The following is a 20,638-nucleotide window of genomic DNA, read 5'->3' on the forward strand; positions in this document are numbered from 1 at the left end:
ACACACTTAAGTTTCGGATGGGAACCGGACGCGTACCGTCAGCCCTCTGCCGCCGGGTCCGTCCGCAAGCTCGACACTGCCGCCGTGCAGCGCGGCGACTTCCTCGACAATCGGCAACCCAAGTCCGCTTCCCGGCCGATCCTGCCATCCGCCACGCTCGAAACGGGTCAGCGCCTGCGTCCTGCGACCTGGTGGAATGCCCGGACCGTCATCCTCCACCTCGAGAATCACCTCGTTTTCCGTCTGCGATGTCCGCAGGGTGACGACGGCGCCCTCGCCCGCATAAAGAACGGCATTTGAGATCAGGTTCTTCATCAACTCGGTCAGCAGCAAGGGTTCGGCCTTGACCATAACAGGCGCCTCGCCCTCGAAACCGAGATCGATGCCGGCCTCTGCCGCCCGCACCACATGCTCGGCTGTCGTGGCACGCGCCAGTTCCGTCAGATCGATCGACGCAAAACCGTCGCGACGTGCGCGCGCCGTTGCATCGATCCGCGCCATCAGCAGCAGTTGCGCCAGCATGCGCTCGGCATCGGCCACCGCCTCATCGGCCTTCAACGCCGCCCGCCGCGCCTCGTCGAGATCGGTCGCCCGAGTCGCCAGCGCCAACTGGGTGCGGATGACGGCGAGCGGTGTGCGCAACTGGTGGCTGGCATTGCCGGTGAAGTGACGCAACGCATCGAGCGCCGATTGCAGCCGCACCATGAAGGAATTGACCGTATCGACCAGTTCCTGCACTTCCTTCGGCACCCGGTCGGCAATCGGCGCCAGATCGTCCGGGCTGCGATGGGCAATCGCGCCGCCCAGCCGGCTGAGCGGCCGCAGCGACACGGTCACGGCAATCCACACGATCAGCGTCGCACCGACGATCAAGAAAAGCAGCCGCAGCGCCGAATGCAGCAGGATCGAATTGGTCAGTTGCCGGCGCGCGATCGTGGTTTCCGCCACCGTCACCATGAAGGGCATGGAATTGATACCGGTCGAGGCGGAGCGCGCCAGCGTCGCCACCCGGATCGGTTCACCGCGAAATGTCGAATCGAAAAATGCCGTTGGCTGGCCTTCGTAACGCGCCAGAAACGGCAGGTTCTTGTAGCCGGTGATGAAGGTACCGGGTGGGCCATCAACCCGGTAGAAAACCCGGTCCTGCGCCGCCGAGGTCAGCATTTCCAGCGCCACATAGGGAATATCGACTTCAAGACTGCCGTCTTCGGCAACCACGACCCGCTCGGCAATGGCCAGCGCCGAGCCGGCCAGCACACGATCCGACACCTCGTTGGCGGTTTCGCGCGCCTCCCGCCATGTGTCGGACAGAGCCAGCAGGCCCAGCACGCCGGTCGAGGCGAGCAACCATGCCAGCAGGCGCCGGCGGATGGAATAAAGCACCAGCCTCATGCGGTCACGATCGTCTGGTTCTGGAAAAGGCGAGCATCAAAACTCACCGGCTCGCCGCCGCGCCTTCGAGGTAATAACCGATGCCGCGCGCACTCTTCACCGTCAGCCCATGCGGCTGCAGGCGGCGGCGCAGGCGGCTGACATATTGTTCGATCGCATTGGCCGACAGGTCCTCGTCGAAACCCGTCATCGAGCCGATGATCGCCTCCTTGGAGACGACCTTGCCGGCGCGCATGAACAGCAGCTCCAACAATCCGAGTTCGCGGGCGGGAATATCGAGCGGCCGGCCTTCGCTGGAAAAGCTGCGCGAGGTCAGATCGAAGGTGACGCCGCCATACCCGATCTGCGACGAGCGCATGCCCGCCTGCCGACGCAGGAGCACGCGGATGCGCGCTTCCAGCTCGGAGATATCAAATGGCTTGGTGAGATAATCGTCGGCGCCGAGATCAAGCCCCTTCACCCGCTCCTCGGGCGCTCCCCGTGCAGTGAGGATCATAACGGCGGCACGGTTCTGCCGCGAACGCATGGCGCGCAGAACGTCAAGCCCATCCATTTCCGGCAGGTTGAGATCGAGTATGACGAGATCGAAATTCTGGGCGGCTGCCACGGCTTCCGCAGACGCACCGTCGCGGACGACATCGACCACATAACCGCTGCCCCGCAGAATCGCCGCCAGCCCGTCGGCCAGCGCGACATTGTCCTCCACCAGCAAGATACGCACCGGCGACACCTCCCTCTTCGCAAGGCCGAGAATAGCGGCAATGCGACGAATTGTCACCGGCATTAGGCGGCTCGCGAACAGGGAGGCGGCGTTACTGCTTAAGTCTGCGATGGCTGAGCAGGTGCAGACGCTGGAGCGGCGTTTAGCTGGCGCGCCAGAGACATCTTTGCAATGTCGTTCTGGTACTCGGCAGATTTTACGAGAAAGTTCATGTGTTTCTCAATCTTAGCGATGTTGCCGCTGATGAGCAGCCCAACAGCGATGATTCCACACGTAAAAGTCGCCACAACGATGCCGATGAAAAAGCCAACCCACCCCGCTCCAGCCATGGCGGGTGAGTAAGCCATGCTGGCGAGAGTAAAGCCCGCAACGATCAGGATAGCATAGATTCCGTTCAGGCCATTTAGCAGCGCAACAAGAAGTCGATTCATAGGTCCCCCCAGGTTGCGGTAAAGATGCGCCCGACTGCGCATGATTTCAACTCATGGTCGTTGACGAACTGCTCAAGGCCTTTGGCCAAAACGTCGCGGGAGAAGGCGAACTGCCTCGTTTAAACGCTAGGAGCGCGGGCCGAGATAATCCATCTTGCCGATCGGAACGCCTTTGTGGCGCAGGATGGCGTAAGCGGTCGTGACGTGGAAATAGAAGTTCGGAATGGCGAAACCGAGCACGTAATCGCGCGCCGTGAAGGTAGTCGAACCGCTGCCGGTTTTCAGCACCACTTCAATGTCGTCCTTGCCCTCCATCGCTGATGCCTCGACGGCCTTCAGGATCTCGACGGTCTTTTCGATACGGGCGTGCAGGTCGGCAAACGTCACTTCTTCGTCCGCCATCGGCACGTCGTCGATTCCGGCGACGCGCACGGCCACGAATTTGGCGGTATCGCTGGCACGCTGGATCTGCGAGGTGAGCGGCGCCATGTCCTCGATCAGCCGTGCTTCAAGAAGGGTCTTGTGATCCAGCCCCTTTTCATCAGCAAAGGCCTCGCCTTTCTTCAGAATGGCGGAAAGGTTTTCGAAGGCGCGGATGAAGGCCGGGAGAGTGATGTCGTAAAGCGAGAGCGACATGGATGCGTCCTGTGTATTTGGCCGGAACGGCCGGGGAATGATCGCCAACAGGTAGGCATGGCGTTCCGTCAAACAAGCGGGACAAAAATTGTTTTTCCAGCCGTTGTGTTTGCGCTGGCAGTGCCCATGCTTGTCGTTTGTCAGGCAGTCGGGCATGCTTCGCCGATGAAGGCTTTTACGCTCCCGTTTATTATCGCGCTTCTCTGTCCCATCGCCGCGTCGGCGGCGGAGGAAACGCTGTTCCCTGCCCTTTCCGGCGCCAGGGACGCGCGCGAACTGAAAGTCTATTCGTCGCTCGACCGGCCACTCGCCACACCGATGATCACCGGCTTTCAGAAGGCCAATCCCGATATCGCCATTCGTTATGAGGAAATGCTGACCGGCGAGATCTACGATCGCATCGTGCACGAAACCGATGCCGGCCAGAAGACCGCGGATTTCGCCTTCTCCTCGGCCATGGATCTGCAGGTCAAACTCGCCAATGACGGTTACGCGCAGGTCAGCGAAATGCCGATGAAGGAGCGCTGGCCGACATGGGCCAACTGGCGCGATGCCGTTTATGCCCTGACGTTCGAGCCGGCCGTGTTCGTCTACCACAAGCCGAGTTTCGAAACGTCGCCGCCGCCATCCACCCGCGCCGAACTGGTCGATTATCTGGAAAGCCAGGGCGACGCCGTTCATGGCCGCATCGGCACCTATGACATCGAGCGTTCGGGCGTCGGCTTTCTGTTCATGTCGCGCGATCAGGAACAGTTCGGCGACATCTGGTCGGTGGTGAAGGCGATGGGGGCTGCCGGCGTCAAGCTCTATTCCACCAGCGAGGCGATCCTCGAACGCGTCGCCGACGGCCGGTTTGTGCTGGGTTATAATATTGTCGGCTCCTATGCCTCCAACTGGGCGAGCCGCCATCCCAATATCGGCATCCTGCTGCCCAAGGATTATACCGTGGTGATGTCACGCATCGGTCTTGTTCCGCAGGCTGCGGCGAACGCCGATCTTGGCCGGCTCTATCTGGAATTCTTCATGTCGAAGGAAGGCCAGACCATTCTCGCCCGCGATGTGCAGATCCCCGCGGTCAGCCCGGATGTCGCCGGCGCCAATACCGAAACGGCCCTGCAGAAGATTCTCGGCGGCCAGTTGAAACCCGTTCCCGTCAGCCCCGGCCTCATGGTCTATCTCGATCAGGTCAAGCGCGCCCGGCTGATTTCGCACTGGAACGACGTTCTGAGGCGACAATAATCGCTGTTTCCCCTTGTCAAATGCCAGGCGCGGGTGAAGTGTCAGGTAGATGTCAGCTTCATATGTTGGCTTAACAAATGATCGGTGACCGCGTGGAGGCGGAAACCGGTGGTGATGGGAGAGAGATTTCAAGCTGGGCCAACCCGGCACAGCTCCTCCTGTCTCCAGCAGAGACACCGCGCCTCAAAGGCGCCTTTGGAGGAAGACACTTGAAACACTTTTTCATCGCTTCGTTGTTGGCTGGTGCCATGGCACTGCCCGCTTATGCCGCCGATTACACCATCGTCGCTCCGGCAGCGCCGGGTGGCGGCTGGGACCAGACGGCCCGCTCATTGCAGGCCGACCTGCAGAAGGAAAAGATCTCCGGCAAGGTTCAGGTCGTGAACGTACCGGGCGCCGGTGGCACGATCGGTCTTGCCCAGTTCGCCAGCCAGCAGAAGGGCAACCCGAACTCGCTGCTCGTCGGCGGTTACGTCATGGTCGGCGCCATCCTCACCAACAAGGCCCCGGTGACGCTCGACGCCATCACCCCGATTGCCCGCCTCACCGGTGAATATGAAGCCGTCGTCGTTCCGGCCTCTTCCGACATCCAGAACATCGGCCAGCTGATCGAGAAGCTGAAGGCTGATCCGGGTGCGGTATCCTGGGCTGGCGGCTCGGCCGGCGGCACCGACCATATCGGTGCGGGCCTGATTGCCAAGGCAGCCGGCGTCGATCCGACCAAGATCAACTACATCGCCTATTCGGGCGGCGGTGAAGCGCTTGCTGCCATCCTCGGCAACCAGGTCACCGCCGGCATTTCCAGCTATGGCGAATTCGAGCCGCAGATTAAGGCCGGCACGCTGCGCCTTCTCGCCGTCTCCAGCGCCGAGCGCATCGAAGGCGCAGACGCTCCGACGCTGAAGGAATCCGGCCTCGACGTCGTTCTGGAAAACTGGCGCATGGTTGCCGCAGCTCCCGGCATTTCCGCCGAGCAGAAGGCTGCCATCACCGCAGACGTCGAAAAGCTGGTGAAGTCCGCCACCTGGCAGGCAACGCTGAAGACCAAGAAGTGGCAGGACACGTTCCTCGCCGGCAAGCCGTTCGAAGACCAGCTCGCCAAGGACATTGCCGCGACCGAAACCATTCTCAAGGACATCGGACTGGTTAAATGACCACTGGCAATCACAACCACACCCACGCGCGCCGCCCTGATTGGGCGGCGCTTGCCGTCGCCCCCGTTCTCGCCGGCATCGCCGCCGTCATCTTCTTCGATGTCAACCGGTTGGAAAGCAGCGGTGGCTATTCCGGCATCGGCCCGGCAACGGTTCCCGAAGTCATCGCCTTCTGTCTTGTCGGCCTGGCGATCTGGACAGTCGTTGCGGCCTTCCGGGGCGATTTTCCCGAACGCGAACAACAGGAAGTTTCGCCCGTCATCTGGATCGTCGGTGGCCTTGCTGCCCAGATGCTGCTTCTGACGACCGCAGGCTTCTCGATCGCGACAGGCATCCTGTTCGCCATGACCGCCGCCGGTTTCGGCAAGCGCAAGCTTTGGTTCTCCATCCCTGCCGGCATCGCCTTTGCCTTCGTCGTCTGGATCGCCTTCGCGCAGCTTCTGCAGCTGTCGCTGCCGGCCGGCCCGCTCGAACGACTGTTCTTCTGAGGCGCGTTGCAATCCCCCGGATCGCCTCGTCGCGCCTTAGTCTCTGTTTTCTCGCATGTCGTTACCGCAGCACGCTTTTGCGCGGCATGCTCTAGGAAGTAAGCCCCGATGAATACCTTCGATTTCCTGCTTCAGGGCCTGTCGATCGCAGCACAACCGATCAACCTGTTCTATGCGCTGATCGGTGTCACGCTCGGCACGCTGGTCGGCGTTCTGCCCGGCATCGGCCCGGCGCTGACCGTGGCGCTGCTCCTGCCCGTGACCTACCAGCTCGATCCGGCCGGTTCGCTGATCATGTTCGCCGGCATCTATTACGGTGGCATGTATGGCGGTTCGACCACCTCGATCCTTCTCAACACCCCCGGTGAAAGCGCCTCGATCGTCACCGCGCTTGAGGGCAACAAGATGGCCCGCGCAGGCCGCGGTGGTCCGGCACTTGCAACGGCTGCGATCGGCTCGTTCGTCGCCGGCCTCATCGCCACCGTGGCGCTGGCCTTCATCGCTCCCTTCGTCGTCAAATTCGCGCTCGCTTTCGGCCCCCGCGAATATTTCGCGCTGATGGTTCTGGCCTTCGTCACCGTGTCAGCCGCCTTCGGCGATTCGACCTTGCGCGGCCTTACCTCTCTTTTCATCGGTCTTGCGCTTGCCATTATCGGCATCGACCAGCTGACCGGCCAGACCCGCATGAGCTTTGGCATTCCCGATCTGCTCGACGGTATCGAAGTGACGACGCTTGCCGTTGCGATGTTTGCCATCGGCGAAACGCTCTACGTTGCCGCACAGGGCAGCCGCGCACCCGAAAAGGTCGAGGCGGTCAAGGGTTCGTTGTGGATGACGAAATCGGACTGGGGCCGTTCGTGGAAGCCTTGGCTGCGCGGCACGGCGATCGGCTTTCCGATCGGCGCCATGCCGGCTGGTGGTGCCGACGTATCGAGCTTCCTCTCCTATTCGGCGGAAAAGCAGTTTTCGAAACACCCGGAAGAATTCGGCAAGGGCGCCATCGAAGGTGTCGCCGGCCCGGAAGCCGCCAACAACGCCTCGGCTGCCGGAACGCTGGTTCCGCTTCTGACGCTCGGCCTGCCGACCACGGCGACCGCCGCCATCATGCTGGCCGGTTTCCAGCAGTTCGGCCTTCAGCCGGGCCCCCTGCTGTTCGCCACCAATCCGCAGCTCGTCTGGGGCTTAATCGCCTCGCTGCTGATCGCCAACTTCATGCTGCTGGTTTTGAACCTGCCGCTGATCGGCCTGTGGGTGCGTCTGCTGACCATTCCAAAACCGTGGCTTTACGCCGGCATCCTGATGTTCGCGACACTTGGCACGATCGGCGCCAACCCGTCGGTGTTCGAACTCGGCATGCTGCTCGCATTCGGCCTGCTCGGTTATTTCATGCGCGTCATGGGTTATCCGATCGCACCGGTTGTCGTCGGCCTCATCCTCGGCCCGATGGCGGAACAGCAGCTGCGCCGCGCGTTGTCGATCAGCCAGGGCGATCCGACCGTGCTGGTCAGCTCGCCGATTGCAGCAACGCTGCTGGTGCTGGCCGTGCTCGCACTGATCGTGCCGCTGATCATGCGTGCCCGTGGTCGTGGCGACGTGCTGTCGCAGGTTGCCGGCGCTGAAGATTGATCAAGACACAGCCTCCCAAGGCAAAAAACACCCCGCCCGGTTTCGCCGGCGGGGTGTTTTGCATTTCAGGGAGTGAAGGTTTTTAAAGGCCGAGAATGTCGCCGAGCAGGCCCATCTTCGAGCCTGACAGCACGATCGGCGCAAACAGGACCGACAGGCACAGGCAGGGTTTTGTCTGCCCCGCCACCGGCCGGTGGTCGAGGCTCTCGTCAGCGACAGAAACGTCGCCCCGCGCAAATGTGCCGCGATGATCGTGGAAATCGCCGTCGAGAACCAGCGTCAGTTCCAGCCCCTCGTGGGTATGATTGGGCAGTGCCCTGCCCGGCCGCGCCCATAACAGGCTCGCTTCCGAACCGTCTTCCTTGTTGTGCTCGATCATATGCTGCTTCAGACCCGGCAGCTTGCCCTTCCAGGGCACATCGGCCAGATCGAAGCCGAGATAATCACGCAAAGCGCGCGGCAGGACGTGGTGTTTTTCGCGCGGCTGCACCAATCGCAGCTGCGGCGATGCGGACCGCATGATGGTTTCCATCCGTCGATCGCCATTCACCAATGACCGCGTTTCTCCCTTTTCCAGAGATTGACCGGCAAACGCTTCCAGCGTTCGCGCCATCAGCGCAGAAGACGGTTTCATCTCGATATGGGACGCTATCAGTACCCGCGCAGGTTCCGGCAGGTCACCTGCCACGTATTCGGAAATCAGCGCATCCAGCATTGCAACCGTCATATGCCCGCCTCTGCTGCACAGCAGATTGTAAGCGCGCATGAGAGCAGGCTTCCTACTCTGCAACCTTTCCAATACTGCCAGACCATTGGCCGCATCAATTCACAACCTTCCAGTGTTCCTGCCTCCGCAACAGGGTAGATTTCCCATAATGTGGGGGTAATGGCGAAAAGCCGCCACTCCTGAAAAATAGGGGTAGATAAGAAATTAAGGCTGTCCCGCTTCCCAGAAACAGAATTTCTTGCGTCGGCGCCATTGTCCGTAGACAAGACGGTTACTAGGTCGTGTACTCTCGCGTCCATGCGTCGAGACACGATGCGCTTGTTAAATGACAGAAAAGGCTTTTCCATGACCCCGCATTCCTCGGTGCTCAGCGTGATCGGCAACACCCCTCTGATCCGCCTCAAAGGCGCGTCCGATCAGACAGGCTGCGAAATTCTCGGCAAGGCAGAATTTCTCAATCCGGGACAGTCGGTCAAGGACCGGGCAGCGCTCTACATCATTCGCGATGCGGAAAAGAAAGGCCTGTTGCGTCCGGGCGGGGTCATCGTCGAAGGCACGGCCGGCAATACCGGCATTGGCCTGACGCTGGTCGCCAAGGCGCTCGGGTATCGCACGGTCATCGTCATTCCCGAAACCCAGAGCCAGGAAAAGAAAGACGCCCTGAAACTCATGGGTGCCGAACTCGTGGAAGTGCCGGCTGTTCCTTACAAGAACCCCAACAATTACGTCAAAATCTCCGGCCGCCTCGCTGAGCAGTTGGCAAAGACCGAGCCGAACGGCGCCATCTGGGCAAACCAGTTCGACAATGTCGCCAATCGCCAGTCGCATGTGGAAACCACCGCGCAAGAAATCTGGCAGCAGACGGATGGCAAGATCGATGGCTTCATCTGCGCGGTCGGCTCCGGCGGCACGCTTGCGGGCACTGCGGAAGGACTTCGCGCCCATAACGCGGCCATCAAGATCGGGCTTGCCGATCCCGATGGCGCCGCGCTCTATGACTATTACGTCAATGGTGAGTTGAAGGCCGAAGGCAGCTCGATCACCGAAGGCATCGGCCAGGGCCGCATCACCGCCAATCTCGAAGGTTTTACGCCCGACTTCAGCTACAAGATCGGCGATGCGGAAGCCCTTCCCGTCGTCTTCGACATGGTCGAGCAGGAAGGCCTGTGCCTCGGCGGCTCCACTGGAATCAATGTCGCCGGCGCCATTCGGCTTGCGCGTGATCTCGGCCCCGGGCACACGATCGTCACGATCCTCTGCGATTATGGCAATCGCTACCAGTCAAAGATGTTCAATCCGGAATTCCTGAAATCCAAGGGCCTGCCGCTGCCGAAATGGTTGACCTCGACCAACAAGATTACGGCACCGTTCGAAGCTGCCTGATGCCCCTGAAAGTACACGCATGACCACGAAGCTGCTTTTCCGCGACGACTTCTATCTGTCCACGGCCGAAGGCACGGTTACCGTGCTGCACGAGGATGGCGCGATCGAACTCGACCAGACCTGCTTTTACGCCACCTCGGGCGGCCAACCCGGCGATATCGGCTTTTTCGAACGTGCCGATGGTAGCCGGATCGAGATTGCCACGACCCGCAACGGCGCCACCAAGGAGATCATTCTCCACGTGCCGGCCGAAGGTCAGCCGCAGCCGCTGGTGGGCGAAAAACTGACCATCCATATCGACTGGCCACGCCGCTACAAGCTGATGCGCATGCACACCGCCTGCCATATCCTGTCGGTCGTGTGCCCCTACCCTGTCACCGGAGCGGCTGTCGGCGAGGATGAGTCGCGCATCGATTTCGACATGAGCGACATTCCCGATCCGCTCGACAAGGCGTCAGCCACCGAACGGATGATGGCGCTCGTCACGCAAAACCACCCGGTCTATCTGCAGTGGATCACCGACGAGGAACTGGCCGCCAATCCGGAACTGGTCAAATCCAAGAACGTGCGCCCGCCGGTCGGCCTCGGCCGCGTCAGCCTTGTCTGCATCGGCGAGAATTCCAGCATCGACAGCCAGCCCTGCGGCGGCACCCATGTGTCTGAAACGCAGGAAGTCGGTGCGGTCTACATTTCCAAAATCGAAAAGAAGGGCAAGGAGAACCGCCGGTTCCGCATTCGCTTCGGCACGCCCGAAGAGACCGCCTGACCGCTTTCTGATATTGTCATCTATTGCCATGCAAGGGAGAGTGCCATGAGCGGAGCAAGAAGCCGTTTTATCGTATCCGCTGACTGGGTGGAAAAGCAGCTGGGGACGAGAGGTTTTCGTGTCATCGACGCGGCCTGGTATCTGCCGGCGCATAACCGCAATGGCGCTGCCGAATATGCCGGCGGCCACATTCCCGGCGCCGTGTTCTTCGATCAGGACGTGATCGCCGACCACACGACGGGCCTGCCGCACAGCCTGCCCTCGCCGGACTATTTTGCCGAGGAAATCGGCAAGCTCGGCATTTCCGAACACGATACGATCGTCGTCTACGACGGCCCCGGCTTTTTCTCCGCACCGCGCGTGTGGTGGATGCTGCGCACCATGGGTGCCGAAAACGTCTATGTTCTCGACGGCGGCCTCGATGGCTGGAAGGCGGAAAACCGCCCGCTTGAAACCAACCTTTCAGAACCGGTGCCCACCACCTTCACCCCGCATTACCGCCCGCGTCGCGTCACCGGATTTTCGGAAATGCGCGCCGTCGTCGATACCGCCGTGCGGCAGGTGGTGGATGCCCGAGGTGCCGGCCGTTTTACCGGCGACGAAGCCGAGCCGCGTGCCGGCATGCGCTCCGGCCATATGCCCGGTGCCCGCAGCCTGCCCGCCACCAGCCTTTCTGCGAATGGCCGTTTTCACGATCTCGCCACGCTGAAACGCCTGATGGACGATGCCGGCATCGATCTTTCGCAACCGGTCGTCACCAGCTGCGGGTCCGGCGTCACCGCCGCCGTCATCACGCTGGCGCTGGAATCGCTCGGCCATACCGACAATTCGCTTTATGACGGCTCGTGGTCGGAATGGGGTTCGCGCAGCGACACAGCCGTTGTCACCGGCCCCGCTGAGCCGATTTCGCGTGAGGACGTGCAGCCGATGAAGGCGCATATCACCCGCCTCGAAATGACAGCCGTGCCGAAAAACAGCCTGCCGATCCCGGCCAATATCCACACGGCGCTGATGAGCGTGCAGGACGTTCCCCTTAGCTATTACCGTTATCTCTACCATCAGGTCGGCAAGCGCTGGCACTGGTACGAGCGGCTGCGGATGAGCGACGCAGAACTGTCGGAGGTTCTGAAAGATCCAAAAGTCAGCGTCACTGTTCTGTATGTGAACGGCGCGCCAGCCGGTTTCTTCGAACTCAACAAGCTCAATGACGACCTCGTCGAACTTTCCTACTTTGGCCTGTTCGAACATGCGCTCGGCATGGGCATCGGCAAGTGGTTCCTGTTGCAGGCGCTGTACGCCGCCTGGCAGAACAATCCGAAAAAGGTCACCGTCACCACCAACACGCTCGATCATCCGCGCGCCCTGCAGCTCTACCAGATGATGGGTTTCTCACCGGTCAGCACCGGCGAGGCCTGGGTGCCACCCATGTCGGATGCCGAACTGCTGATGGCGCTCGATCGCTGATGCCGCAATTTCCCCCCAAGGCTACTCTGTGGGCCTTGGGGCTCCTGCCCGTTCTCGCCATCCTTGCCTACGGCTCATGGTCTGCGATCCGGGCTGCGCTTTACGTACCCCAGACAGTCACGATCTCTAAAATTGAAATCCTGTGTTCGATCCGTTCACGGCATCATGTGTTTCTTTTCAATGAGGAAACGCCGTGGACAGAGGACTGCGCGGGGCAGAAACAATTGTTCAAGACGCGGTTCGGCGGTCGACGGGACACGTTGCGGAGCGGCGTCTTTCTGTCTTTTTCCTATGTTTCTCCGGCGGACGGACGCCCACATGTTGGAACGCTACGCCGTCGCCACAACGACCAGAATTTCGAGGCACGACCGGGCGACAGAATTGCGATCGAGGCCTCCCGTCTGATGCCGTTGGTTATCACCGACTGGTCAAGCGGCAGCATCGCAGAAGATGATCGCATTCTCAGTCCTGCCGCAAACAGTTCTCTTCGACGCTGACGCAAGAAACGGGTGGCGGCTCTGAGCCATCCAGTTCATTTCTCCCGAACACAACGGGAGCAGCACCATGATCACCTTCACCGCCATGCCGACCGAACACGCCGAGCACCTGCGCAACAGCGGCCCGGACGCCTACGGCAACACGCCCGAAACCGCCGTGTCGGACGGCCCCGGACATCCGTGCCGTCACTGCCTTGAAAACATCGATGCGGGCGAAGACTATCTCATCGTCGCCTACCGCCCTTTCCCGTCGCTGCAGCCTTACGCCGAAACAGGACCGATCTTCCTGCACGCGAAACGCTGCAAGCGTTACGAGGCAACGGAAATCATGCCGCCTATGCTTGAGAGCCCCGACTATATTGTCCGCGGTTATGGCAGCAATGATCGCATCGTTTATGGTAGCGGCGCGGTGACATCCACATCCGATATTGCCAATCGTGCGGAAATTCTTCTGGCGCGCGAGGATATCGCCTATCTGCATGTGCGTTCAGCACGCAACAACTGCTTCCAGTGCCGGATCGACAAGGTTTGAAGCCATTTGACCGTCCCGTTCTGGGATTATATTCGAATTGCTCGAATTTTACAGATGCAATGAAATATAATTCAACGGCTTACCTGTATTTCTCCATTCGAACGATGGAGAGACGCATGGCAGTCATTGGAATGAAGACCCGCAGCGCCCAGCGCCGCAAGACCCGCATTATCGGGACCGTGAAATATTACAATCAGGCCGCCAAGGGCCGTATCGTTGATCTGTCCGACACCGGCCTGGCGCTCGATCTCGGCAGCCCGTTCCACGCCGCGACCGGCAGCGCGGTCAAGATCGAAACCGAGGAACTCGGCATTCTCGAGGGCACTGTCAAGTGGTCGCACCGTGGCCGCCTGGGCATCCATTTTCGCCCCAATTCGAATGCGTCGGCGCAGGTACAGTCGTATTTCCGCTTCTTCCATCAGGAAATCCGCCCGGTTCTGACACGATAAAAAGCGGCATCGGAAGATATCCAACCCTCTGTCATTTTACTGATGCAACCCCATGCAATTGCGCCTAGGTTGCCTCGATAAGCACAGGGGAGATTTTCATGTCGCAATTGTCCGCTCTTCATCCTATCAGCCGCCGCGCCCTGCTCGGCGGCTTTGCCGCTTCTTCGGCCCTCGTTGTCCTTCACCCATTTGCGGCACGCGCTGCCAATAATCAGGCGCATCTGCGCATCATGGAAACCACGGACATTCACGTCCACGTCTTCCCCTATGACTATTACGCCGACAAGCCGAACGACACGCTGGGCCTTGCCCGAACCGCCTCGCTGATCGACGGCATCCGCGCCGAAGCCGGCAATTCCATGCTGATCGACAATGGCGACTTCCTGCAGGGCAACCCGCTCGGCGATTACATCGCCTATGAGCGTGGCATGAAGGATGGCGACACACATCCGGTAATGGATGCCATGAACGTCCTCGGTTACGACGTCGGCACGCTTGGCAATCACGAATTCAACTATGGCCTGGACTTCCTCTCGAAGGTTCTGGCCGGCTCCAAATTCCCGCATGTCTGTGCGAATCTTACCAAGGGCATGCTGGCATCCGATGCCAAAAAGGATGAACTGATCCTCAAGCCATACGTGATCATCGAAAAACAGATCCGCGACGGCTCCGGCGCCACGTCTACCATCAAGGTCGGTTTCATCGGTTTTGTACCGCCGCAGATCATGACCTGGGATGCCAAGAACCTCGAAGGCAAGGCGCAGACCCGCGATATCGTCGATGCCGCCAAGGCCTGGGTGCCGGTGATGAAGGAGGAAGGCGCCGATATCGTCATCGCCCTTTCCCACTCCGGCATTGATGGTTCCGGCCAGAGTGAGCGCATGGAAAACGCCTCGCTTTATCTTGCCGGCGTCGAGGGCATCGATGCGATCTTCACCGGCCACCAGCATCTGGTCTTCCCCGGCCCCAAGGATTTCGACGGCATTGCCGGCGCAGACGCCAAGAAGGGCACGCTGATGGGCAAGCCCGCCGTGATGGGCGGCTTCTGGGGCTCGCATATGGGCCTGATCGACCTGCTTCTGGAAAAGGACGGTAACAGCTGGAAGATCATTTCCTCCACCTCCGAAGCGCGGCCGATCTACCATCGTGACGACAACCGGAAGATCGTCGCTGACGTGAAGGACAAGCCCGAAGTTCTGGCGGCCGCCAAGGCCGATCATGAGGCGACGCTCGCCTATGTCCGCCGCGCCGTCGGCAAGACATCCGCGCCGCTCTATTCGTATTTCGCGCTGGTGGCAGACGATCCCTCCGTACAGATCGTCTCCAACGCCCAGACCTGGTACATCAAGCAGATGCTGAAGGATGGCGAATACAAGGACTTTCCCGTCCTCTCCGCCGCAGCGCCCTTCAAGGCCGGCGGCCGTGGCGGCTCCGAATATTACACCGACGTTGCCGAGGGTGACATCGCCATCAAGAACGTCGCCGACCTCTATCTCTATCCGAACACCGTGCAGGCCGTACTGATCACCGGCGCGCAGGTGAAAAACTGGCTGGAAATGTCGGCCGGCATGTTCAATCAGGTCAAGGCCGGCTCGAAGGATGCCGTCCTGCTGAATGACGGTTTTCCGTCCTACAATTACGATGTCATCGACGGCGTCACCTACCAGATCGACCTGTCCCAACCGGTACGTTTCGACAAGGACGGCAAGCTGATCAATCAGGATGCCAACCGCATCGTCGATTTGGCATTCGACGGCAAACCGATCGATCCGGCCCAGAAATTCGTGGTGGTCACCAATAACTATCGCGCCGGCGGTGGTGGCAAATTCCCGGAGATCGCTTCCGACAAGCTGATCTTCGTTGCCCCCGACACCAACCGCGACGTCATCGTCCGCTACATCGTCGATCAGGGCACGATCAATCCGTCGGCCGATGCCAACTGGTCGTTCAAGCCGTTACCGGGCACCAGCGCGGTATTCGAGAGCGGTCCGAAAGGCCGCCAGTATGCCGCTTCGGTCAAGGGTGCCAAGATCGAGGAAGCCGGTGACGGCGAGAACGGTTTTGCAAAATTCCGTCTGGTGCTTTGATACCCTCCGGCATCATCAACCCTGACGTCATCCTCGGGCTTGTCCCGAGGATCTAATCACGTCAATAATCACAGGCAGTTGCAGATCCTCGGGACAAGCCCGAGGATGACGGCCGCACCGTTTATCCGAAACAACTCCCGTGATCCCCATGCCCACATTCTCCTTCCAGCAGGTCGACGTCTTTTCAACCCAAGCCATGCGCGGCAATCCGCTGGCCGTCGTCATCGGCGCCGATGGGTTTTCCGATGCCGACATGCAGGCCTTTGCCAACTGGACCAACCTGTCCGAAACCACTTTTCTACTCCAACCTACCACTCCCGATGCGCATTACCGCGTCCGCATTTTTACACCCACACAGGAATTGCCCTTTGCCGGCCACCCGACGCTCGGCAGCGCCCATGTCTGGCTCAGCCAGGCGGTGAACGCACCTGAGGGTGAAGTCGTGCAGGAATGCGGAGCCGGCCTCGTGCGCATCCGCCGGGATGGCGAGCGGCTTGCCTTTGCCGCCCGACCTTTGGTCCGCTCCGGCCCGGTCGATGCCGCCATCGTCGAGCGGATCGCCCGCGGCCTCAATCTGCCGGATGCGCTGATAAAGGACGCCAACTGGGTGGAAAACGGCCCCGACTGGATCGGCGTGCTTCTGCCCTCGCGCACCGATGTGCTGGCCGCCAAGCCGGATTATTCCATCCTGGCCGGCGCCCGCGTCGGCCTTGTCGGCCCGTTCAATTCCGATCTCGATGGCGCGGACGCCCGGTTCGAAGTGCGTGCCTTCACCCGCAACGGCTATGAGGATCCGGTCACCGGCAGTCTCAATGCGGGGCTTGCGCAGTGGCTAATCGCTTCGGGTGTCGCGCCAGACCATTATGTCGCCGTGCAGGGTACCGCGCTTGGCCGCGCCGGCCGCGTGCATGTCGACAAGGTGGGTGACGATATCTGGGTGGGCGGCAATGTGACCACCTGCATATCCGGCACGCTGACGCTATAGTCACCTGACAAGCGGCAGGAGGACGCATGCTGACGCGGCACTATTTTGCGACCCAGGCCTACAACAATGCCTGGGCCAATCACCGGGTTCTGAAGGCATGCAGGCAATTGTCTGCGGCAGAACTTACGGCGAAACGAGTAAACTTCTTTCCGTCGATCATCCACACGCTCAATCACATCCTGACCGTCGATTGGCTCTATATCAGCGCGCTTGAAGGGGATTGTATCGGCAGTGCCGCCTTCGATCCGGAGATCCCGTTTCCCGCCCTCGCCGATCTCGACCGCGAGCAGCGCGCCGCCGACCGTCGCCTGATCGACCACTGTCGAAATCTTGGCGAAATCGGCCTTGCCGCAGAGATCCACATCCCGCGCGCCACGCATATCCAGGTGGAAACAGCGGATCGCACGCTTCTGCATCTCTTCCAGCACCAGATCCACCATCGCGGTCAGGTGCATGCCATGTTATCGGGAGCATCGGTTGCGCCGCCGCAGCTGGACGAATTTTTTACCGCCGATCCGGCAGAACAGGCGCTCCGGCGTCAGGATTTTGCCGAACTCGGCTTCACCGAAGCCCTTATCTGGGAAAACGACAATGCCTGATCTTTATCTCTGTCTCAGGGCCCTGCACCTGATTTCCGACTTCGTGCTGATTGCCGGCATACTGGTCAACGCCTTTGCCATCGGCATGGTGCCGCCGGCCATCCGCACCGGTGTCATCGAGGTGCTGCGCAAATACGACCGCACCGTCAACACCGCGGCTCTCGCCGGTGTCTGGATTTTTGGCCTGTGGCTTGCCTTCGGCTATACCGGTTTTGTCGGCAATGGCTGGCTGCACGCGAAACTGCTGTTCGTGGTGTTGCTGTCGGCGCTGCACGGCATGCAGCAGGGCTGGATGCGCCGCATGGCCAAGGATCCGAAGCTTGATCCGCCCGCTTTCGTGCGCGCCGGCATGCCGATCATTCTGGTCTCGACGGTGATCATCGTGGCGCTGGCCGCCTTAAAACCGTTCTGATCTCGAAAACAGCGATCCTCAGCTTTCGCCGAGGATCGCCGCCAGAAGCTGGCCCTCCAGCAGTGCCAGCTCCGGATCTCCATGACGACGCGGATGCGCCTGTGGCACCGCGAGATCAAGCTTTATCTCGCCCTCATCCAGTACGATGACGCGGTCGGCCAGATGCACGGCTTCCGTTACGTCATGCGTCACCAGTACGGCGGTAAAACCCAGTTCCCGCCAAACCCTTGTCAGCAATTGCTGCATGCTGATCCGCGTCAAGGCATCGAGTGCGCCAAGCGGTTCATCCAGCGCCAGCAGCCCCGGCCGGCTGACGAGTGCACGCGCCAGTGCCACCCGCTGTCTCTGCCCACCGGAAAGCTTTGCCGGCCACTCCTTTGCCTTTTCGGAAAGCTGCACCTCTTCCAGCACCAGTTCCGCCTCACGGCGCGCATAGGCTTTTGGCACGCCATCGCCAAGGCCCACTGCAACATTGTCAGCCACGGAAAACCACGGCAGCAATCGCGGCTCCTGAAAGACGATCCGGGCATCCGGCGCAACACGATCACCACCATCGTCGATGAAATCGATCTCGCCACCGGTCGGCTCATCCAGCCCGACCAGCAGGCGCAAAAGCGTGCTCTTGCCGCAACCGCTTTTGCCGACGATGGCCACGAACTGCCCGGCCGGAACATCGAGGTCGATGCCGCGCAGGACACGGTTGTCGCCAAACGCCTTTTCGACACCACGCAGGCGAAGTCCGGCCGGAGCCTTGGGCAGGACCGGTGGCTCGGCACTCGGCCGGACCTCGGTGCCGTCGGGGAAGTAAGCTCTTTCCTGAAGCTCGAAAGCGTCCCAGACCATGGCGGAAGGAAGCAGATAGGAACTCACTGGCATAACCTCTTCTTCTCAAACCTGATAGGCCGCGTTCCAGGACAGGGCCCAGCGCTCCAGAGCGCGGGCAACAACATCGGCGAGCTTGCCGAGCACGGCATAGATGACCAGCGCCAGCACGACGACATCGGTCATCATGAATTCGCGGGCGGTATTGGCCATGTAGCCGATGCCGGAATTGGCGGCGATCGATTCGGACACGATCAGCGTCAGCCACATGATGCCGAGCGCATAACGAAGCCCCACGAAGATCGATGGCAGCGCACCCGGAAAGATCACCTTGCGGAACAGCGACCAGCTGCTCATGCCGTAAATCCTGCCCATCTCGACCAGATCACGATCAACGTTTTTCACGCCGTGATAGGTGTTGAGATAGATCGGAAACAGCACGCCGAGCGAGGTCAGAAACAGCTTTGCCTCCTCACCGATGCCGAACCACAGGATGACCAGCGGAATCATTGCCAGATGCGGAATGGTGCGCAGCATCTGCAAGGTCGTGTCGGTAAGTTGTTCCGACAATTTTGACACACCGTTGGCAATGCCGAGCAGAAATCCGATCGAGCCGCCGATCAACAATCCGCTGAGTGCGCGTGCGCCGCTGACAGCGATGTCACGCACCAGTTCACCGGACAGCAACCGTTCCCAGAAAGCCGCGACCACCGCCACCGGTGCCGGCATAATGCGATCGGAAATCACCCCGAGTGACGACAGGGTCTGCCACACGATCACCAATGCCACCGGCACGAGATAGGGCAACCAAGCAGCGCGCGAGATGGTGCGCAGGCCAGACGGTTTCCCGCCCTTTGCCTGCACACCGTCCGCCGCGCCCTTGGGAGGGTTTTGTGAGGCCTGCGCCCAGTCCTTGGACTTTTCCTGGGGCCTGTCTTCGGTCAGTGTCCGTGGCGTTCCACTGGTCGCCCGCCGCAGTTTTCGTCCGTCGGAAAACGTATCGATCGTCGTCATCGGCCAAGCCTCCATGGGTTATCAGGACGCCGCAACGGCGCGCACGGTCGCGTGCCCGCCGCCGCCAAAGATCGGTTTTGCCGCTGCAAACTCGTTGCCGAACCCGGCACGCTGTTCTTCGCGAGTAATGCCAAGCTCGGGGAAAAGCAGTTCAGCCACGCGATAGGCTTCTTCCAGATGTGGATAACCGGAACCGATCACCGTTTCGATGCCGAGTTCCTGATACTCCTTGAGCCGCGCCGCCACCGTTTTTGGCGAACCGACCAGCGCCGTGCCGGCACCCGAACGCACCAGGCCGATACCGGCCCACAGGTTCGGCGAGACTTCCAGCTTGTCGCGTCGTCCATTGTGCAGAGCCGCCATGCGCCGCTGCCCGACCGAGTCCGACTCGGTCGCGAAATGCGCCTGTGCCTTGGCAATCGTCTCGTCGGAAAGCTTTGAAATCAGCTTGTCGGCCGCTTCCCAAGCCTCCTCGTCGGTCTCGCGCACGATGAAATGAAGGCGGATGCCGAAGGAGACGTCCCGGCCCTGCTTTTCGGCTGCCGCCCGCACCGCCTTAATCTTCTGCTCCACCTGCTCCGGCGGCTCGCCCCAGGTCAGGTATTTGTCGGCGCGGCCTGCAAAAAATTCGATACCGGCATCCGACGAGCCACCGAAATAAAGCGGCGGGCGCGGCTGCTGGATGGTCGGGAAACCGAGTTTTGCGCCTTTGGCCTTGATGTGCTTGCCATCGAGATCGGCATGGCCGGTCGTGACCAGATCCTCGAAAACCTGAAAGAACTCTTCCGCATGCGCATAACGCTCGTCATGCTCGAGAAAGATGCCGTCACCGGCCAGTTCGGACGGATTGCCGCCGACAACGATGTTCAGCAGCAACCGCCCGTTCGACACGCGGTCGAGCGCCGCCGCCAGCCGCGCGTAATAGGCAGGCGACGCCGTGCCCGGCCGGATCGCCACTAGAAATTTCAGCTTTTCCGTGAACGGCGCCAGCGAAGCGGCCGTTACAAACGATTCCTCGCAGGAGACGCCGGTCGGCAGCAGCACACCGGAATAACCCAGCCGGTCCACCGTCTGCGCCAGTTCGCGCAGGTAGCGGTTTTCCGGCGGCCGGTTCAGTTCAGAACCACCGAGATAGGTGCCGTCGCCGCCGGTCGGGATGAACCATAAAAAGTCGATCGGTTTGGATGTGTCCGTCATGTCGGTGCTCCTCTCAT

General features: G+C 60.8%; 22 protein-coding genes. 14 read left to right on the plus strand and 8 right to left on the minus strand.

The genetic code is table 11. The annotated features are described in order from the left end of the window. Positions 1–6: 6 nt before the first annotated feature. The 4 genes from AAIH70_RS00940 to AAIH70_RS00955 form a co-directional block, all read right to left on the minus strand. Entirely contained in the window at positions 7–1,392 is a 1,386-nt protein-coding gene (locus AAIH70_RS00940; protein WP_132273380.1) for a sensor histidine kinase, read from the minus strand. 43 nt (positions 1,393–1,435) lie between these two features. Continuing rightward, complete coding sequence (locus AAIH70_RS00945) at positions 1,436–2,113, minus strand: response regulator transcription factor (protein ID WP_132273776.1); 678 nt, start codon at positions 2,111–2,113, stop codon at positions 1,436–1,438. A 98-nt stretch (positions 2,114–2,211) separates the two neighbouring features. Further along, positions 2,212–2,544, minus strand: coding sequence for a hypothetical protein (locus AAIH70_RS00950; RefSeq protein WP_132273379.1), 333 nt, complete (start codon positions 2,542–2,544; stop codon positions 2,212–2,214). A gap of 126 nt (positions 2,545–2,670) precedes the next feature. Further along, positions 2,671–3,180, minus strand: coding sequence for a DUF1993 domain-containing protein (locus AAIH70_RS00955; RefSeq protein WP_132273378.1), 510 nt, complete (start codon positions 3,178–3,180; stop codon positions 2,671–2,673). 165 nt (positions 3,181–3,345) lie between these two features. Between AAIH70_RS00955 and AAIH70_RS00960 the strand changes: the two genes are divergently transcribed. The 4 genes from AAIH70_RS00960 to AAIH70_RS00975 all read left to right on the plus strand — a co-directional run bounded on the left by AAIH70_RS00960 (position 3,346) and on the right by AAIH70_RS00975 (position 7,687). After that, complete coding sequence (locus AAIH70_RS00960) at positions 3,346–4,419, plus strand: ABC transporter substrate-binding protein (RefSeq protein ID WP_132273773.1); 1,074 nt, start codon at positions 3,346–3,348, stop codon at positions 4,417–4,419. 209 nt (positions 4,420–4,628) lie between these two features. Then, positions 4,629–5,573 (plus strand): Bug family tripartite tricarboxylate transporter substrate binding protein, encoded by a 945-nt coding sequence (locus AAIH70_RS00965; protein ID WP_132273377.1) that lies wholly within the window; start codon positions 4,629–4,631, stop codon positions 5,571–5,573. Next, a complete protein-coding gene (locus AAIH70_RS00970) occupies positions 5,570–6,061 on the plus strand; it encodes a tripartite tricarboxylate transporter TctB family protein (RefSeq protein WP_132273376.1) in 492 nt (163 codons plus the stop codon). Before AAIH70_RS00965 ends, AAIH70_RS00970 begins: the two co-directional genes overlap by 4 nt. A 108-nt stretch (positions 6,062–6,169) precedes the next feature. After that, complete coding sequence (locus AAIH70_RS00975; protein WP_132273375.1) at positions 6,170–7,687, plus strand: tripartite tricarboxylate transporter permease; 1,518 nt, start codon at positions 6,170–6,172, stop codon at positions 7,685–7,687. 82 nt (positions 7,688–7,769) lie between these two features. Here AAIH70_RS00975 and AAIH70_RS00980 read toward each other — a convergent pair whose 3' ends face one another. Further along, positions 7,770–8,414, minus strand: a complete 645-nt coding sequence (locus AAIH70_RS00980) for a ChrR family anti-sigma-E factor (protein WP_132273770.1) — start codon at positions 8,412–8,414, stop codon at positions 7,770–7,772. 345 nt (positions 8,415–8,759) lie between these two features. Here AAIH70_RS00980 and AAIH70_RS00985 point away from each other — a divergent pair, with 345 nt between their 5' ends. From AAIH70_RS00985 to AAIH70_RS01030, 10 genes are all read left to right on the plus strand, one after another. After that, the gene (locus AAIH70_RS00985) at positions 8,760–9,797 is read left to right on the plus strand and encodes a cysteine synthase A (protein ID WP_132273374.1); all 1,038 of its coding nucleotides are present in this window, start codon (positions 8,760–8,762) and stop codon (positions 9,795–9,797) included. A gap of 19 nt (positions 9,798–9,816) precedes the next feature. Next, a complete protein-coding gene (locus AAIH70_RS00990; RefSeq protein ID WP_132273373.1) occupies positions 9,817–10,563 on the plus strand; it encodes an alanyl-tRNA editing protein in 747 nt (248 codons plus the stop codon). A 45-nt stretch (positions 10,564–10,608) separates the two neighbouring features. Next, entirely contained in the window at positions 10,609–12,027 is a 1,419-nt protein-coding gene (gene sseA / locus AAIH70_RS00995) for a 3-mercaptopyruvate sulfurtransferase (protein WP_132273372.1), read from the plus strand. Next, the gene (locus AAIH70_RS01000) at positions 12,027–12,524 is read left to right on the plus strand and encodes a hypothetical protein (protein WP_132273371.1); all 498 of its coding nucleotides are present in this window, start codon (positions 12,027–12,029) and stop codon (positions 12,522–12,524) included. The genes sseA and AAIH70_RS01000 overlap by 1 nt, the downstream gene beginning before the upstream one ends. Positions 12,525–12,591: 67 nt before the next feature. Next, the gene (locus AAIH70_RS01005) at positions 12,592–13,056 is read left to right on the plus strand and encodes a DUF1203 domain-containing protein (protein WP_430032793.1); all 465 of its coding nucleotides are present in this window, start codon (positions 12,592–12,594) and stop codon (positions 13,054–13,056) included. Positions 13,057–13,172: 116 nt separating this feature from the next. Continuing rightward, complete coding sequence (locus AAIH70_RS01010; RefSeq protein WP_245519120.1) at positions 13,173–13,505, plus strand: PilZ domain-containing protein; 333 nt, start codon at positions 13,173–13,175, stop codon at positions 13,503–13,505. Between the two features lie 98 nt (positions 13,506–13,603). Continuing rightward, on the plus strand, positions 13,604–15,592 hold the full coding sequence (locus AAIH70_RS01015) for a bifunctional 2',3'-cyclic-nucleotide 2'-phosphodiesterase/3'-nucleotidase (RefSeq protein ID WP_430032797.1): 1,989 nt from the start codon (positions 13,604–13,606) through the stop codon (positions 15,590–15,592). A 148-nt stretch (positions 15,593–15,740) separates the two neighbouring features. Continuing rightward, positions 15,741–16,577 carry a PhzF family phenazine biosynthesis protein gene (locus AAIH70_RS01020; protein ID WP_132273368.1) on the plus strand — a complete coding sequence of 279 codons (837 nt, stop codon included), beginning with the start codon at positions 15,741–15,743 and terminating at the stop codon, positions 16,575–16,577. Between the two features lie 26 nt (positions 16,578–16,603). Then, complete coding sequence (locus AAIH70_RS01025; protein WP_132273367.1) at positions 16,604–17,176, plus strand: DinB family protein; 573 nt, start codon at positions 16,604–16,606, stop codon at positions 17,174–17,176. Beyond that, positions 17,169–17,588, plus strand: coding sequence for a CopD family protein (locus AAIH70_RS01030; protein WP_132273366.1), 420 nt, complete (start codon positions 17,169–17,171; stop codon positions 17,586–17,588). The genes AAIH70_RS01025 and AAIH70_RS01030 overlap by 8 nt, the downstream gene beginning before the upstream one ends. 18 nt (positions 17,589–17,606) lie before the next feature. On the opposite strand, the gene AAIH70_RS01035 is transcribed toward AAIH70_RS01030, so the two are convergent. From AAIH70_RS01035 to ssuD, 3 genes are read right to left on the minus strand one after another with little or no spacing between them, the layout of a single operon-like run. After that, complete coding sequence (locus tag AAIH70_RS01035; RefSeq protein ID WP_245519119.1) at positions 17,607–18,464, minus strand: ABC transporter ATP-binding protein; 858 nt, start codon at positions 18,462–18,464, stop codon at positions 17,607–17,609. A 12-nt stretch (positions 18,465–18,476) separates the two neighbouring features. Next, positions 18,477–19,424 (minus strand): ABC transporter permease subunit, encoded by a 948-nt coding sequence (locus AAIH70_RS01040; protein WP_245519118.1) that lies wholly within the window; start codon positions 19,422–19,424, stop codon positions 18,477–18,479. A gap of 21 nt (positions 19,425–19,445) precedes the next feature. Beyond that, positions 19,446–20,621: an FMNH2-dependent alkanesulfonate monooxygenase gene (ssuD, locus tag AAIH70_RS01045; RefSeq protein ID WP_132273365.1), complete on the minus strand. Its 1,176-nt coding sequence runs from the start codon at positions 20,619–20,621 to the stop codon at positions 19,446–19,448. Positions 20,622–20,638: the final 17 nt, after the last annotated feature.

It is taken from the genome of Neorhizobium sp. BT27B, assembly GCF_050455485.1.
Classification (GTDB): domain Bacteria; phylum Pseudomonadota; class Alphaproteobacteria; order Rhizobiales; family Rhizobiaceae; genus Neorhizobium.